17 protein-coding genes are annotated in these 15,724 nt (G+C 65.2%); 5 read left to right on the top strand and 12 right to left on the bottom strand.

Annotated features, from left to right (window positions below; translation table 11 throughout):
- The 5 genes from infB to pnp all read left to right on the top strand — a co-directional run.
- The coding region (gene infB / locus VL52_RS21130; RefSeq protein WP_046158904.1) for a translation initiation factor IF-2 at nucleotides 1-2,074 on the top strand (2,074 nt) is incomplete at its 5' end.
- Nucleotides 2,075-2,284: 210 nt separating this feature from the next.
- Nucleotides 2,285-2,698, top strand: coding sequence for a 30S ribosome-binding factor RbfA (rbfA, locus tag VL52_RS21135; RefSeq protein WP_046158905.1), 414 nt, complete (start codon nucleotides 2,285-2,287; stop codon nucleotides 2,696-2,698).
- Nucleotides 2,695-3,618, top strand: coding sequence for a tRNA pseudouridine(55) synthase TruB (gene truB / locus VL52_RS21140; RefSeq protein WP_046158906.1), 924 nt, complete (start codon nucleotides 2,695-2,697; stop codon nucleotides 3,616-3,618). The genes rbfA and truB overlap by 4 nt, the downstream gene beginning before the upstream one ends.
- A 92-nt stretch (nucleotides 3,619-3,710) precedes the next feature.
- Nucleotides 3,711-3,980, top strand: a complete 270-nt coding sequence (gene rpsO, locus VL52_RS21145; RefSeq protein WP_021475822.1) for a 30S ribosomal protein S15 — start codon at nucleotides 3,711-3,713, stop codon at nucleotides 3,978-3,980.
- A 194-nt stretch (nucleotides 3,981-4,174) separates the two neighbouring features.
- A complete protein-coding gene (pnp, locus tag VL52_RS21150; protein WP_046158907.1) occupies nucleotides 4,175-6,319 on the top strand; it encodes a polyribonucleotide nucleotidyltransferase in 2,145 nt (714 codons plus the stop codon).
- Between the two features lie 92 nt (nucleotides 6,320-6,411).
- Here the strand turns inward: pnp and VL52_RS23595 are convergent, their stop codons facing one another.
- The 12 genes from VL52_RS23595 to VL52_RS25105 form a co-directional block, all read right to left on the bottom strand.
- Nucleotides 6,412-7,380 (bottom strand): hypothetical protein, encoded by a 969-nt coding sequence (locus tag VL52_RS23595; RefSeq protein WP_052729452.1) that lies wholly within the window; start codon nucleotides 7,378-7,380, stop codon nucleotides 6,412-6,414.
- Between the two features lie 30 nt (nucleotides 7,381-7,410).
- Nucleotides 7,411-7,899 carry a SycD/LcrH family type III secretion system chaperone gene (locus VL52_RS21160; protein ID WP_046158908.1) on the bottom strand — a complete coding sequence of 163 codons (489 nt, stop codon included), beginning with the start codon at nucleotides 7,897-7,899 and terminating at the stop codon, nucleotides 7,411-7,413.
- Nucleotides 7,896-8,522, bottom strand: coding sequence for a GNAT family N-acetyltransferase (locus VL52_RS23600; protein WP_082113879.1), 627 nt, complete (start codon nucleotides 8,520-8,522; stop codon nucleotides 7,896-7,898). The genes VL52_RS21160 and VL52_RS23600 overlap by 4 nt, the downstream gene beginning before the upstream one ends.
- A complete protein-coding gene (gene sseE, locus VL52_RS21170; RefSeq protein WP_046158909.1) occupies nucleotides 8,498-8,881 on the bottom strand; it encodes a type III secretion system effector protein SseE in 384 nt (127 codons plus the stop codon). Before sseE ends, VL52_RS23600 begins: the two co-directional genes overlap by 25 nt.
- 12 nt (nucleotides 8,882-8,893) lie before the next feature.
- A complete protein-coding gene (gene sseD / locus VL52_RS21175) occupies nucleotides 8,894-9,475 on the bottom strand; it encodes a type III secretion system translocon protein SseD (RefSeq protein ID WP_046158910.1) in 582 nt (193 codons plus the stop codon).
- Nucleotides 9,476-9,494: 19 nt separating this feature from the next.
- Complete coding sequence (gene sctE / locus VL52_RS21180) at nucleotides 9,495-10,973, bottom strand: type III secretion system translocon subunit SseC family protein (RefSeq protein WP_046158911.1); 1,479 nt, start codon at nucleotides 10,971-10,973, stop codon at nucleotides 9,495-9,497.
- On the bottom strand, nucleotides 10,970-11,431 hold the full coding sequence (locus tag VL52_RS21185) for a SycD/LcrH family type III secretion system chaperone (protein WP_046158918.1): 462 nt from the start codon (nucleotides 11,429-11,431) through the stop codon (nucleotides 10,970-10,972). The genes sctE and VL52_RS21185 overlap by 4 nt, the downstream gene beginning before the upstream one ends.
- 19 nt (nucleotides 11,432-11,450) lie before the next feature.
- Complete coding sequence (locus VL52_RS21190) at nucleotides 11,451-12,248, bottom strand: secretion protein EspA (RefSeq protein WP_046158912.1); 798 nt, start codon at nucleotides 12,246-12,248, stop codon at nucleotides 11,451-11,453.
- An 11-nt stretch (nucleotides 12,249-12,259) separates the two neighbouring features.
- Nucleotides 12,260-12,856 carry a type III secretion system translocon protein SseB gene (gene sseB / locus VL52_RS21195; protein ID WP_046158913.1) on the bottom strand — a complete coding sequence of 199 codons (597 nt, stop codon included), beginning with the start codon at nucleotides 12,854-12,856 and terminating at the stop codon, nucleotides 12,260-12,262.
- A 20-nt stretch (nucleotides 12,857-12,876) separates the two neighbouring features.
- On the bottom strand, nucleotides 12,877-13,227 hold the full coding sequence (locus VL52_RS21200) for a hypothetical protein (protein WP_046158914.1): 351 nt from the start codon (nucleotides 13,225-13,227) through the stop codon (nucleotides 12,877-12,879).
- Between the two features lie 207 nt (nucleotides 13,228-13,434).
- On the bottom strand, nucleotides 13,435-15,084 hold the full coding sequence (locus tag VL52_RS21205) for a hypothetical protein (protein ID WP_052729454.1): 1,650 nt from the start codon (nucleotides 15,082-15,084) through the stop codon (nucleotides 13,435-13,437).
- A gap of 165 nt (nucleotides 15,085-15,249) precedes the next feature.
- A partial coding sequence (locus tag VL52_RS25105) for a hypothetical protein (protein WP_046158915.1) occupies nucleotides 15,250-15,724 on the bottom strand: 475 nt, incomplete at its 5' end.

Raw genomic sequence — 15,724 nt, forward strand, 5'->3', positions numbered from 1 at the left:
CGACAATCGCGGTCCGCGTCCGGCAGGCGCCGGCGATCGTGGTCCGCGTCCGGCTGGCGACAGCCGCGGCCCGCGTCCGGCTGCTCCTGGCGTTCCTGGCGCTCCCGTTGTTCCGGCTACCGTTGCCGGTCGTCCGGATGCCAAGAAAGGCGGCGGCAAGAAGGGCGGCGATCGCAACTGGGACGACAAGAAGAAGGGCGGCCGCGGTCTGAAGACCAAGGGCGGCGACGCCGGCAGCGACTGGAAGTCGCGCGGCAAGGGCCGGCACAAGCAAGGCAACAACCAGCATGCCTTCCAGGCGCCGACCGAACCCATCGTGCATGAGGTTCTGGTGCCGGAAACCATCACCGTGGCCGAATTGGCCCACCGCATGGCCGTCAAGGCCGTGGAAGTGATCAAGACGCTGATGAAGATGGGCATGATGGTCACCATCAACCAGGTGCTGGACCAGGAAACCGCGCTGATCGTGGTCGAGGAAATGGGCCACATCGGCAAGGCCGCCCAGGCGGACGATCCGGAAGCCTACCTGGAAGTGACCGGCGGCGAGACCATCGAAGTGGTTGAGCGTCCGCGCTCCCCGGTGGTGACCGTGATGGGCCACGTGGACCACGGCAAGACCTCGCTGCTGGACTACATCCGCCGCGCCAAAGTGGCGGCGGGCGAAGCCGGCGGCATTACCCAGCATATCGGCGCCTACCACGTGGAAACCCCGCGCGGCATGGTGACCTTCCTGGACACCCCGGGCCACGAAGCGTTTACCGCGATGCGTGCCCGCGGCGCCAAGGCCACCGACATCGTGGTGCTGGTGGTGGCTGCCGACGACGGCGTGATGCCGCAAACGATCGAAGCGATTCACCACGCCAAGGCGGCCAAGGTGCCGATGGTGGTGGCGGTCAACAAGATCGACAAGCAGGGCGCCAACGTCGAGCGCATCCGCCAGGAACTGGTATCGCATGAAGTGGTGCCGGAAGACTGGGGCGGCGATACCCAGTTCGTCGAAGTGTCCGCCAAAATGGGCACCAATATCGACGGATTGCTGGAAGCCATCCTGCTGCAAGCTGAATTGCTGGAGCTGAAGGCGCCGGTGGAGAGCCTGGCCAAGGGCATCATCGTCGAGGCCCGCCTCGACAAGGGCCGCGGTCCGGTCGCCACGCTGCTGGTTCAGTCCGGCACGCTGAAGAAGGGCGATGTGGTGCTGGCTGGAACGTCGTTCGGCCGCGTTCGCGCCATGATGGACGAAAACGGCAAGGCGATCGACTCGGCCGGTCCGGCCATCCCGGTGGAAATCCTGGGTCTGTCCGACGTGCCGCAAGCCGGCGAAGACGCGATGGTGCTGGCCGACGAGAAGAAGGCGCGTGAAATCGCCCTGTTCCGCGCCGGCAAGTTCCGCGACGTGCGTCTGGCCAAGCAGCAAGCGGCCAAGCTGGAGAACATGTTCGCCCAGATGTCCGAAGGCGAGGTGCAGACCTTGTCCGTCATCATCAAGGCGGATGTCCAGGGTTCGTACGAAGCGCTGGCGGGCAGCCTGCAAAAACTGTCCACCGAGGAAGTGCGCGTATCCATCCTGCACTCCGGCGTGGGCGGCATCAGCGAGTCCGACGTCAACCTGGCGATCGCGTCCAAGGCCATCGTCATCGGCTTCAACACCCGAGCCGACGCCGCCGCGCGCAAGCTGGCGGAGAACGAAGGCGTCGACATCCGTTACTACAACATCATTTACGATGCTGTGGACGAGGTGAAGGCCGCGCTGTCCGGCATGCTGGCTCCGGAGAAGAAGGAACAGATCCTGGGTACCGTCGAGATCCGTCAGGTGATCACGGTTTCCAAGGTGGGCAACATCGCGGGTTGTATGGTGACCGACGGCATGATCAAGCGCAGCGCTTCGATCCGCCTGATCCGCAACCACGTGGTGGTGCACACCGGCGAACTGGAATCGCTGAAGCGTTTCAAGGACGACGTGAAGGAAGTGAAGCAGGGCTACGAATGCGGCCTGATGCTGAAGAACTTCAACGACATCCAAGAAGGCGACCAGCTGGAAGCGTTCGAGATCGTGGAAATCGCGCGTTCCCTGTAATCGGGACGCCAGGGGCGGGTGTTTCGTCGGCCGGATGGCCGGCGGGCGCTCGCCCTTTTCGCATATGCGCCGCGAAATCCTTTCCGCAAGGGAAGGGGCGCGGCTTGCGGCTGCAAGAGCCTGTTCAAGGCCTCCGCCGGTATTGGCCGCTCGCCGGAGCGGAAAACGTTGGACAGGCCCCTGTGCCGCTAGAACAGAACTGGAAGTGACATGGCCAAAGCCAAAAAAGGTTTTTCCCGCTCGGACCGCATCGCCGAGCAGATCCAGCGCGAGCTGGCCGAGCTGACCCGCAAGGGCCTGAAGGATCCGCGCGCCGGTTGGATCACCATCACCGCGGTTGAAGTCACCCGCGATTATTCGCATGCCAAGGTGTATTACACGGTGATGGTCGAGAACACCCGCGAGGCCACCCAGGAAGCGCTGGACAGCTCCGCCGGTTATCTGCGCAACGAGCTGGGCCGCGCCATCAAGATGTTCAGCATGCCGCAGCTGCATTTCGTCTATGACGACTCGGTCGAGCGCGGCATGCATCTGACCAGCCTGATCAACCAAGTGGCGCGCGAAGACGCGGAGAAGTTCGGCGAGCAGGCCGAAGGCGAAGCCGGCGAGGGCAAGGCCGAATGAGCAAGCCGCGCAGCAACCGCCGCCAGATCGATGGCGTGCTGCTGATCGACAAGCCTTACGACATTTCCAGCAACAACGCGCTGCAAAAAGCGCGCTGGCTGCTGAACGCCGCCAAGGCCGGCCACACCGGCGTGCTCGATCCGCTGGCCACCGGCCTGCTGCCGGTCTGTCTGGGCGAGGCCACCAAGTTTTCCTCGTATCTGCTGGATGCCGACAAGGGCTACCGCGCCACGGTGAAGTTCGGCGCGGTGACCACCACCGGCGATGTCGAGGGCGAAGTAGTGTCCGAGCGGCCGGTGAGTTTCAGCCGCGAGCAGCTGGAAGCCGTGCTGGAGCGTTTCCGCGGCGAGATCAGCCAGGTGCCGCCGATGTATTCGGCGCTGAAGCACCAGGGCAAGCCGCTGTACGAATACGCGCGCGCCGGCATCGAGGTGCCGCGCGAGGCCCGCCGGGTCACCATACGCAAGCTGGAACTGCTGTCATTCGACGGCGTGTCGGCCGAGATCGAGGTGCTGTGCACCAAGGGCACGTATATCCGCACCCTGGGCTGCGACATCGGCGAGGCGCTAGGCTGCGGCGCGCATCTGACCGCGCTGCGCCGCACCGCCACTGGCGGCTTCGGCCTGGAGCAGTCGCATGCCTTGGCCGATCTGGAGCTGCTGGACATGCCGGGCCGAGAAGCCTTGTTGATGCCGGCGGATGTGCTGGTGATGCATTTCCCGCAGCTGGAGCTGGCCGATGGCGAGATCGGCAAGTTTCTTCAGGGCCAGCCCGTGCGTTTTGAACAAAAGTGTGAGAAAATGCAGCGTTTCCGGGTTTACCAACAGTCTTCCCGGAAATTCGTGGGGCTGGGCGAGGCTCGCGGCGATGGCCGCCTGCATCCGATCCGGCTCCTGGCGAACCAGGCGGAGGCGTCCTGATTCGCCGCTTACCGAAGTGTGGAATGGGTTGGGTCTTCCGGCTCGCCGCACTTGTCGGGTTTTCAAACCCCTATTGAAACGGAGTAATCCAAATGGCAATGACCGCCGCTCAAAAAGCAGAAATCGTCAAGGGCTTCCAACGCGCTGAAGGCGACACTGGTTCGTCCGAAGTTCAAGTCGCTCTGCTGACCGCACGCATCAACGACCTGACCCCGCACTTCAAGGCCAACACCAAAGACCACCACAGCCGTCGTGGTCTGCTGAAGCTGGTTAGCCGTCGTCGTCGTCTGCTGGACTACCTGAAGCGCACCGACGCTGAAGGCTACCGCGCGCTGATCGCCCGTCTGGGCCTGCGCAAGTAATCGGTATACGGTTCTGAAAAAGTCGCAGCGAGCTGCGACTTTTTCACACCGACAGCTGTGCGAGTTCAACTATCGTGACAACGGGGGGAGCCTCTACAAATTCCGATCATTCATCAGGTCAGAATTTTTAGGGGTTCCCGTTGTTTTATCTGCTCGCGCATTTTCATCAGTGAACCAAAGATAGGGAAACCCTCGTGTTCAACAAGATCACCAAATCGTTCCAGCTCGGCCGCCAGACCGTCACCCTGGAGACCGGTGAAATCGCCCGCCAGGCGTCCGGTTCCGTAGTTGTCTCCGTTGACGACACCGTCGTCATGGTCAGCGTCGTCGGCGGCAAGAACGTCAAGCCGGGCCAGGATTTCTTCCCGCTGACCGTCGACTACCTTGAGCGCACCTACGCCGCCGGCAAGATCCCGGGCGGCTTCTTCAAGCGCGAAGGCAAGCAATCCGAGAAGGAAGTGCTGACCAGCCGCCTGATCGACCGCCCGATCCGCCCGCTGTTCCCGGAAGGCTTCTACCATGACGTGCAAATCGTCGCCACCGTGCTGTCACTGAATCCGGAAGTGGATTCCGACATCCCGGCGATGATCGGCGCCTCCGCCGCTCTGGCCATCTCCGGCCTGCCGTTCGCCGGCCCGATCGGTGCCGCCCGCGTCGGCTACGCCAACGGCGAATACATCCTGAACCCGACCAAGACCGAACTGCAAACCTCGCAGATGGACTTGGTCGTCGCCGGCACCCAGCGCGCTGTGCTGATGGTTGAGTCGGAAGCCAAGGAGCTGCCGGAAACCGTGATGCTGGGCGCCGTGGTGTTCGGCCATGAGCAGATGCAAGCGGCGATCAAGGCCATCAACGAGCTGGCCGACGAAGTGAACCCGGTGATGTTCGACTGGGCCGCTCCGGTCGCCAACGAAGAGCTGATCGCCCAGATCCGCGGCATCGCCGGCGAGAAGCTGGCCGAAGCCTTCCGCCTGCGCCAGAAGCAAGCCCGCACCGTGGCCATCAACGAAGCTTGGGCCGCGGTCAAGGCCGGCCTGATCAACGAAGACACCGATACCCTGAAGGCCAACGAGATCAAGGGCATCTTCAAGGGTCTGGAAGCTGAAATCGTCCGCGGCCAAATCCTGGCCGGCGAGGCCCGCATCGACGGCCGCGACACCCGCACCGTGCGTCCGATCAGCATCCGCAGCAACGTGCTGCCGCGCACCCACGGTTCCGCGCTGTTCACCCGCGGCGAGACCCAGGCCATGGTGGTGACCACCCTGGGCACCAAGCAAGACGAGCAGATCATCGACGCGCTGGCCGGCGAGTACACCGAACGCTTCATGCTGCACTACAACTTCCCGCCGTACTCCACCGGCGAAGCCGGCCGCATGGGCCCGCCGAAGCGCCGCGAAATCGGCCACGGCCGCCTGGCCAAGCGCGCGCTGGTAGCGGTGCTGCCGCCGGAAGACGAATTCGGCTACTCGATGCGCGTAGTGTCGGAAATCACCGAATCCAACGGCTCCTCGTCGATGGCTTCCGTGTGCGGCGGCTGCCTGTCGCTGCTGTCCGCCGGCGTGCCGCTGAAGGCGCACGTGGCCGGCATCGCCATGGGCCTGATCCTGGAAGGCAACCGCTTCGCGGTGCTGACCGACATCCTGGGCGATGAAGACCACCTGGGCGACATGGACTTCAAGGTGGCCGGCACCGCCGGCGGCATCACCGCGCTGCAGATGGACATCAAGATCCAGGGCATCACCAAGGAAATCATGCAGGTTGCGCTGGAGCAGGCCAAGGAAGGCCGTCTGCACATCCTGGACCTGATGAAGGAAGCCGTGGACGGCCCGCAAGAGCTGTCCGCCCACGCTCCGCGCCTGTACGTGATGAAGATCAACCCGGAGAAGATCCGCGAAGTGATCGGCAAGGGCGGCGAAACCATCCGCTCCATCACCAAGGACACCGGCTGCGAGATCAACATCGAGGAAGACGGCACCATCACCATCGCTTCGGTCAGCAACGAGGGCGCGGAAGCGGCCAAGAAGCGCATCGAAGAGATCACCGTTGAAGTCGAAGTGGGCAAGGTCTACGAAGGCACCGTGGTCAAGATCCTCGACAACAACGTCGGCGCCATCGTTTCCATCCTGCCGGGCAAGGACGGTCTGGTGCACATTTCGCAGATCGCCAACGAGCGCATCAAGAATGTGTCCGACTACCTGAAGGAAGGCCAAGTGGTTAAGGTCAAGGCCATCGAAATGGACGACCGCGGCCGCATCCGCCTGTCCATCAAGGCCCTGCTGGAAGAAGAAGCGAAAACCGCCCAGGCGACCGCTGATTCCTTCGGCTTGAAGACCCAGTAATCCTTTTCCGCTCTTGATGGGCGGAACCGGAACGACAAACCCCCGCCTTGGCGGGGGTTTTGTTTTGGGCGCTTGATCGACGATCTTCGGCTTTAGACTACCGCGTGCCGCGCCAGGGCGGCGCTTTGTTCGGCCAGCTTGTCTTCCAGCTGCTTGACATAGTACTGCAGGATGCCGATTTGCTGGTTGTCCGCGCCTTGCTCGCGCAGCATGGCGTTCAGCGCCTGGTCGGCCTGGGTCTTGTGCTTGGCCAGCGCTTGTTCCGCCTCGGTCTTTTGGGCGGACAATGCCTGGGTTTGTTGCAGCAGCGGCGTGGCGGCGGTTATCTGGCCCTGCGCCTGGGCTTCCGCTTTCTCCTGCTTGCCCTTTTCCGCCGCGCGCAGAGCGGCGCTGGCGGCGACATGCTTGCCGATTTCGCCCAGGGTGGGGGTGACCAGGGTGCCCAGCACGGTGACGACCTGCTTGGCGGTGCCGGCGGTGGTGGCAGGGTCGAGGTAGGCGGTAAGCAGGCCGCCGAGCAGATGAGCGGAGCGTATGCCCAGCGAGGTGTAGGTGCCGGCTTTCATCGCCGTGTCGTCAGATGCCTTGCAGCGCTTGGCGATGGCGTAGACGGCGTTGCCTATGCTGTCGCCCTCCATCGGCAGGCCGCTGCCGCCGCCGGCCTTGCTGCGCCAGTCGTGCAGCGCGCAGCAGGCGTCGGCCAGCGCCATGGTGAAGCCGACGCCGGCGAAGGCCAGCAGCGGCGCGCCGGCGCCGCCGGTGAGCACGGTGACGGCGATGGCCGCGCCCAGGCCCACCGCCGCGCCGACGAAGCCCAGCGCCTTGACGATGAAGTTGCGCTTGGCCAGGTCCACGCCACAGGACTTGGCCTTGTCGGCGGCTTCCTTCGCGTTTTTATCCAGTTGCGCCAGATCCGGCGCGTCTTTGATCTCGCCGGGGACGCGCGGCGCCGAAATGCCGATGTCGTCGCACTGGACGCCGATGCTGTTGGCGAGACTGGCCGGCTGGTTGGGCTGGACGCCTTGAATCGATGAGCCGGAGATGCGTACTGAAGCTTCCATGCGTTTTCCTTTCCTTGATTCTTTGTCGGGTCAGTGGTTCAACTTGGCCAGCAGGTCTTCGGCGCGCAGGCGCAGCGCGTGATGGCCTGGCTTGTCCGCCTGGCCGTAGCACAGGGCGATGGCGGCATCCAGCGCGTCGCGCGCGCCCTCGATCTCGTCCAGCCGCAGCAGGCATTCGCCGATATGGAAGACGGCGAAGGGATCGTCAGCCTGCATCGAGGCGGCGTAGCTGAAGAATGCCAGGGCATGATGCAGCTCGCCCTGCTGCTGCAGCGCGCAGGCGAAGGCGAAGTGAAAGCGGCGGTCGCGCGGTTGTTGCAGCACCAGGAAGCCGAAGTCCGAGGTGGCGGCGTCAACATCGCCGGCATTCCAGGCGTCGTAGCCGCGCGCGTAGATGGCTTCCAGCGCGGCGGCGTCCAGGCCGCCCAGCGAGGCGAGGCTGCTGCGTCCTTCCATGATGTCGCGGCAATGGCGGGCCAGCGCGTCGTGTTGGGGAACATGAGCGGCGGGGTGATTCATGCGGGAATTTCCTTGGAGTGGAGGCCCCAGCATGGCGCCGGGCCAGATTGGCCGCTTTGGCAAAGCGGCTGGGAATTTGGCAAATCGGCTGCGAGCAAGCCGTAGGCGCAGATGTCATGGCGGCCGTCCGCTAGCCGCAGCATCCCGCGCAGCGTCCCTTCGTGCTGAAAGCCCAGGCTGGCCAGCAGCCGGCGCGAACGCTGGTTGCCGGACAGCACCCAGGCCTGGACGCGGTGGATGGGCTCGCCCAGCCCGCCGGCGAACAGCCAGGGCAGCAGCGGGGACAGGCACCCCGCCATCAGGCCCCGTCCCCAGAGCGTCGGGCATAGCGTGTAGCTCAGCGTCAGGTGGCCTGCGCGGCGTTCCCAGTCCGTCAGGCGCAACACGCCGGCCAGCCGCTCCTGGCCGGCATGGCGCAGCGCGTAGGCGCGCCCTTGGCTGGGGGGAAGCGTGCGCGCGGCGTCGAACCCGCTTCGCAGCGCGCCCTCGCCGCCGTCGTCCAGCCCGCAAGGACCGGCCACCCGGGGATCGCCGTAGAGCGCGCGATAGCGTGGGTAGTCCGCGGCGGCCAGCTGATCCAGCCGCAGGCCGGCGCCGTTCAATGGCAGCGGTAGCGCAGCCATAGCTCGTCGTCCAGCCGCACCGGCTGGGCGCCTTCGGCCAGCATCAGCTCGGCCAGCCGGCGTCGGGTCTGGTCCAGTTTGGGGTCGCGCGGAGAGGACAGGATCATGGCGTCGACGTAACGCAGCGCCGGCACCGCCCGCGTCATGCGGCGCAGCAGCGTCATCAGCGCCAGCACCGCCTGGCCGTCCGCCGCGACCGCGGCGAAATCGCACAGGATCAGGCGTTCGTCTTCCTGGCGGTAGGTGAGCGCGTAGCTGCCGGTCTCTATGCGCTGCCCCAGCAGGAAATCGCTGTCCAGGAAGCGCTGCGGCGCCGGGTTCAGGCCTTCGGCCTGGAGAAAGCGGGTGACCTCGTCCATGCTCTGTCTTCCTTACGAGAACCGCACGCTGCTGGCGATGCGCTCATGCGCCTGGTTGAGGGTGCTCAGGATCTCGCGCAGGTCGGACGACACCTTGAGCGCCTTCTCCAGTGTCTCGTCGGAGCGCTTGAGCAGTTGCTCGGACAGGCCGTGCTGGTAGTCGGCCACCGCTTGCTGCTCCTGGGCTTCGCGCGCCTGGCCATTGCTGAAGTGCAAGCCGACGTTGCCTTGGATGATGCTGTCCGCGCCGCGGCCGATCTGGGAAAACGCCTCGCTGCCCTTGGCGCCCGCCACGCCGCCCAGAAACTGGGTGACGCCGCCGGCGATCTGGGCCCAGGCTTGGGCGTTTTTCGCCGAGAAGTCCTTTTCGATGGCGTCCATCCGGGTGTTGAACGAGGTTTTCTGCATCTGGAAGGCATTGTTCTGCTGGGTCTGGTTGTACTGGCGCAGCAGGTCGCGCAGCTTGCCGAACAGCTGGCCCAGCTGGACCATCAGGTCGTTGAGCTGGCCGATGGCGTCGCCGCCCTGGTCGCCGGCAACATTGAGCACGGGCGTGCCGCCGGTTACGCCGTTGGAGGTGATGGGGGATGTCATGATGCTTCTCCTTGTATGATCAGGCGATGCTGGCAGCGATGCTGCTGAGCACCGCGCCGGTTTTGAGCTGGCTTTCGGAGCCGCTGGCCAACGCCTTGCCGGCGCCGTCCATCAGCTGGCCGATGTCTTCGCGGGCGCGTTTTTTCAGCTTGTCGAACTCGTCGAGCATGAATTGCATGAAGTTGCCTTCGGCGATCAGCTGCTGGACGATCTTCTGCAATTCGGCGCGCTCCTTGGCGATGGCGCCCTGGACGATGCCGTTGGAGCCCTGCACCCCGGCCACGACCACTGTCTTGACGACGTTGGGCGCGCTCTTCAGGCAAGCGCTGACGGCCGCCTGCACGATTTCGCGCTGCACCTGCTTGACGATCTGCCGGGTCAGTTCCTGCGCCGTGGCTTCGGCGCCGGACTTGAGCGCCTTGGTGGCGACGGTTTCCACGGCCTTGGAGACCATGGTTTCGATCGCCTGCTTGCTGAAGGCTTGCAGCAGCTGGCCCTGGCCGAAGAAGCGGGCGGCGGTTTCGCTGAGCTTCTTCGCCACTTCCGAGGCGGTTTTCTCGGCGACTTCCGTGGCGACCTGCTGCGCCACATTCTTGATCACTTCCTGGGCCACTTCCTTGCCGGCGGCGCCGGAAGCCTGCTTGATGGTGTTTTCCAGCAGCTCGCCGGCGCCTTTCTCCACCACGGTCTTGGTGGTGTTGGCTACCGTCTTGGCCGCCATCACGCCGCGTCCCACGCTGATGAAGTCCACGCACATGCCGGCGATCTCAAACGCCAGCTGCACCTTGCCGGCCACATCGCCCACTTCCTTGTAGCGCTCGGCGTTCTTGGGATCGATCAGCGCCAGGGTGGAGCACATGGCCTTGACCAGGCCGGCGCAGCCGGCCGCCAAGTCCATCGCGCCGCCGGCCACGCTGTTGGCGGCGCCGGTCAAGCAGCCCACGGCGATCTTGAGGACGCCGCTGACGACTTCGGCAATCGCGACGACCCAGTCGACGATGGCCGAGAAAATGCCGGCTTTCTGCGCCTTCTGCGAGTCTTCTATCGCCTTGTCCACCTGCTTGCGCAGGTCTTCGTTCTGGCGCAGGCGCAGGTTTTCCGCGCCCTGGGTGCGGATTTCCAGCGCCAGGGATTTCAGGTCGGCGCTGTCGCCCAGGGCTTTGACGCCCAGCAGCGAGGCGGCCAGGCTCATCGCCTCCATCGGCGTGCGTTCCAGCTGCGCCAGGGTGATGGGCTTGCCGTTCTCGCGCGGGCCGAACACCGCCAGAATGCGGTTGAGCGCGCCTTCGGCCATGCGCAGCGTCGCCGTTTCGCGCGGCGGGGGCGGGGAGTGGAAATCGCGGTTAGCGTTGGCCTCACGGCCGCGGGCATTGGGGGCGGACAGCGGGTCCAGCGCGCCGGCGCCTACGCGCTGGCTGGGCGCGGCGCCGTCGGTTTCGTCCGGACGGCGCAGCTCGCCGAGCGGGACGGCGGAAAAGGTTTCGGTGATGGAGTTCATGCGTGTTCCTCCTTGGGGCATGAGGCGGCTTGTTGCTGTATTTCAGCCTTGAGTTCGGCGTATTCGGGTCTGGCCGCGCACCACTTGAGCGCCGCCGCGAACGCCTTGGCCGCCTGCGGCCGATTGCCGCTCAACTGGTGGCTGAGGCCGGCCAGATAGGCGGAGCGCGGGTCGTCCAGGCGCAGCAGGCCGGCCTGGCCGAAGCAGAAGATCGCTTCGGTGTGCTCGCCCAGCCGCTGGCAGCACAGGCCAAGCGACAGCCAGTAATCGAACTGCCAGTGGCTGAGGCGGGCCAGCATCAGGTAGAAGCGTTTGGCCCCGGCGTAGTCGCCGGCGTCGAACAGCTGGCAGGCGTAGGCGTAGACGCGGTCCAGGTCGGCGGGATCCAGGTTCACCAGCGCCTGCAGCGTGCCGCCCTGGGCGAAGAAATCCCGCACCGTGTCCAGATCGTCTTGCATCGGCGTGTCCTCCATGGCGTTAGCGGATGTTCTGCGAGATGGATTTGTTCATCTCGGCCAGCAGCGACTGCATGCTGTTGATCAGGCTGACGCAGACGTTGTACGACTGCATGGTCTTCTGGATCTGCAGCTGGGCCTGGGTGACGAAGTCGGAGCAGCGGCCGGAGTCGGCTTCCAATGCGCCCTTGATCACGCTGAGCTGGCCCTTGTCCAATCCTCCGGACGCGGCCGCCAGCGTATCGGCGATGTGCTGCATGTGGTCCCGGCTGATGTTCTGGTAGCTGCGCTGGCCGACTTCCGGCAGCCCCCAGATGTAGTCGGAGCACTTTTTGCCGTCGACTTTGATGCCCTGCTGGTCCATATAGCTGACCACATCCTGCCAGCTGTCCGACCGCATCCCCTCCGGGCCGGCCTGCGCGATCCGTTCGCGCAGCTTTTCCAGAAAGGCGGTGGCGGGGTTGTTCGCTTTCAGGTAGTCGTCGATGGACTTGCCTTCCACCGCGATGTGATGGTCCTTCAGGTACTGGATCACCTCGGGCGGCAGCGGCGACTTGTCGTCGGCCTTGGCCAGCCGGGAAATGATGGCGTCCACCTGGTTGGCGGCCTGCTGCGAGTCGCGGGCGCGGTCGGCCTTGGCGCTCATCTGGTCGTAGCGGCCCTGGGCCAGGTCGGAAAACAGCGTCATGAACTTGTAGAGCACCGAGATGCCCTGGGACATGATGGTGTCGCCCTGGCCGGCCTTGCTGTCGACGTAGTTCTCGTAGCCGGCCGACGCGGCGACCGGAACGCCGCCGGCAAAGCTGGTTGCGATAGCCATGATGCGTTTCCTTAGCGGATGTTCTGGGCGATGGACTTGTTCATTTCCGCCAGCAGCGACTGCATGCTGTTGATCAGGCTAACGCAGACGTTGTACGACTGCATGGTCTTCTGGATCTGCAGCTGGGCCTGGGTGACGAAGTCGGAGCAGCGGCCGGAGTCGGCGTCCAGCGCGCCCTTGATCACGTCCAGCTGGCCCTTGTCCAGGCCCTTGCCGTCTTCGTGGCCGATGCTTTTCAGATAGGCCATGATGTCGCTGGTGGAGTTAGTGCCGTCGTTCTGCACGGTGATGCTGATGTGGTGGTCTTTCAGGTACTGGATGACTTCGGGCGGCAAATCGCCCTTGTCGTCGGCCTTGGCCAGCTTGGAAATGATGGCGTCCACCTGGTTGGCGGCCTGCTGCGAATTGCGCGCGCGGTCGGCCTTGGCGCTCATCTGGTCGTATTTGCCCTGGGCCAGGTCGGAAAACAGGGTCATGAATTTGTAGAGCACCGAAATGCCCTGGGACATGATGGAGTCGCCCTGGCCGGCCTTGTTGTCGACGTAGTTTTCGTAGTCGGTGGAGCTGGCGATGGGGTTGCTGGTGGCGAAGTTGGTGGCGAAAGACATGGCGTTATCCTCTTTGCGGTTCAGATGAAAGTGCGGCCCAGCAGCGGGCCGGTCTTGCGCGGAGCGGCCGGTTTGCCCGACGCTCCCTCTCCTGCGCGCTTGAGCGACTCCTCAAGCGATTTGAAATTGCCGTGCAAGCTTTCCACGCATTGCGACAGCTTCTGGTTCAGCGGCGCGAGTTCGCCTTGCATGGCGCGGCCCAGGCGGTCCAGGCGCTGGCGGGCCTGGGCGTCGTGCGGGGCGCGGCGCTGCAGGGCGGCGATTTCGTCCTGCAGCGCCTGGAAGGTGCGCAGCTGCTCGCCCAGTCCTTGCTGGCGGTTTTGCAGGTCCTGCATCAGGCTCTGCAGCGGATGGGTCGACTGCTGGTTCATGCGGGCTCCTTTTCTGGAACGGGTGATGTTGGAATCGATGCTAGGCCCGGCCGCGGCGGCCGACTTTCGAAAAAAGGCCGCGCCTTTCGGTTTCCAGGCGTTTGGTCGGCGGCGGGGTTTCCGCCGCCCTGGCCGGCCTGGCGGCAACGGGCGCCGCGGAAAAAAATGGCACGCTGGGGCGTGCCATGCATGCGGAGAGGGAGGGGGTCAGACGTGCTGGCCGATCTGGCCGAGCTCCAGGCGGGTGGTCTGGATCTGCGGGGTTTCCCGCAATTCCGGATGCTCGCTCCGCAGCGCTTCCAGCGTGCTCTTGTGCGCCTCTGAGAGGTCGGCGACATGGCCGGCGATGCCGGCGCCTGCATGCTGGCCGACCAGGTTGGCCAGGCGGTCGTACAGCGCGTCATGCTGCAGATTGGTGTGCACCGGCGCGGTCAGCTCCGCTGTCGCGTAATCGGGCAGGTCCTGCAGCTTTCCCTGCTTTTGCAGCGCTTCGCCATAGGCGCTGGCGGTGCCGGAGGACGGGTTGTACTCGTCGTCGTCGTTGGCCACCGACATGCCGATCGGAATGGTCTCGGCGAAGGTGTGGTAGGCGCCGAAGTTCATGAAGGCGGCGACGCCCAGCGTGGCCGGCTCCACGATGTCGGGCCGGTTGTAGATGCCTTCGTCGCTCAAGGTGTGCAGGGCGAGCAGGGTGTCGCAGGTGCCGCCGGATTGCGCGCCGGCGGATGGCAGGCCGCGCAGATTGGACTCGGTGGCGAAGGTGCCGTAGGGCTGCCAGCGATTGACGCCGGTGCCGTGTGGAAACTCATGCTGCTTGAGCAGTTCCTGGAAGCCGCCCTTGTCGCCGAATTGCAGCTTGGCGTAGGCCTCGGGCAGCTTTTCGACTTCCGCCCGCGACATGGTGAACGGCCGGGTGGGCAGTTTGCCCGGATCCGATTCAATAGGCGCGCCCTGGCGCGGCACGCCGTTGATGTTGGCGTAGCGCTGTCCTTTGTCTGGATCGTGCCCCAGCAGCGCATCCAGCGCCGGCTGGTTGTCCTTGTCATGGGCGGTGACCGCCACCCGGCCGAAGCCCAGGCCATGATCGCCGGCGGACGAGTAATCCACTTGGTAGTCCACCTGCAGCGGCCGCTCGCTGCGCATGCGGCTGACCGCGTCGTCGAAGCGCTCGGTGCGGGTTCGGCTCTTGAATTCGTCGAAACGGGCGACGCAATCCCGCTGCTGCGAGCCGCCCAGCGGCGCCAGCATGTCGCGCAGGGCCTCGCCATTCTGTTTGCCGTGGGTCTTGTCGTTCAGCAGCTGCCAGACGGTGGTGCCGAAGGAGCTGGCGGCCTTGATCTTGGTCAGCAAGTCGTTGCCGCCTTTCTGGTCCGCGTATTTCAGCTCGCCGCCTTGCTCGCGCATCAGCGGGCTGGACAGTTGGGTGTGGATCCAGTCTTCGCCGCTGCCGCCGGAGGTCGTCTTTCTGCCGATCTGGTCGGAGGCGGGCGAGGTCAGCGGGCCGACCAGGGTGGTGCGGAACACGTCGCGCAGCGCCATTGGCTTGCCGTTGAACATCACCGCGTCGGGTTTGTTGCAGGCCTTGGCGTCGTCGGCGAACAAGGGCGTCAGCACCGACGCCAGTTTGGCGCCGTAGTCGTCGAACACGCGGCCGATCTGGCCCGGGTCGTCCAGGATCATCATGCTGACGCCGGCTTCGAACAGCCGGCTGTTGCTGACGGCCGCTTCCTGGGCCTGGTCCAGCGATACGCCTTTTTCCGAGGAAACGACCTTGTCTGGGCCGCCTCCGGCTTCGGCGCGGATTTCGCTGAGCTGGGCCCCTGTGGTGCAGGCTTTCAAGTTGACGCTGTTGACCATGTGGTTTCCTTTGAAAATACAGGGGGATGGCGGATGGTTGCGGCGGATTCTCCGCCGCTTCGATGGAGGGGTCTTTCCGAAAAGTGGCCGACCTTTCGGATTTGACTATTCGATGAAGGATGATTTGGGAGGGCCAGGCGGGCGCCGGGATGGGCCCGGAAGGTGTTATCCGCGCGCCAGGATACGCGCGGCCCAGCCATCGCTCAGCCGCAGCAGCTGGCCCTGCGCCCATAGCCGCCCTTGGGCGGTCAGGCGCAGCATGGGGTGGGCGGCGGCGTGCGCGGCGATTTCCCTGCCGGCTTCCCAGTCGGCCAGCGCGTCGGCGCTCACGCGGATGGCGGCGGCCTCCACGGCCAGGCGCAGCGTGCCGGACGGGACTTGATCGAGGCCCGGGGACGGGGCTTCCACGACCGCGCGCTCGGCGTCGAACAGCCTCACCCGCCCCGGGCTGGCTTCCGGATGCAGCCACAGGCAGTCCAGCGCATCCGCCATGCCGTGGATGGGCAGCGCGTCGCCGATGGCGACCTTGTCCCAGTCCTGTTCCGGCAGCAGGCACCAGCCCAGGCCCAGCGCCAACTGATGGGTCTGCTCGCGCGATGGCCGCAGCGCGGCGAGCAGCGCGCGCAGCCAGCCCGGCGGC

This window comes from Chromobacterium vaccinii (assembly GCF_000971335.1).
GTDB lineage: Bacteria > Pseudomonadota > Gammaproteobacteria > Burkholderiales > Chromobacteriaceae > Chromobacterium > Chromobacterium vaccinii.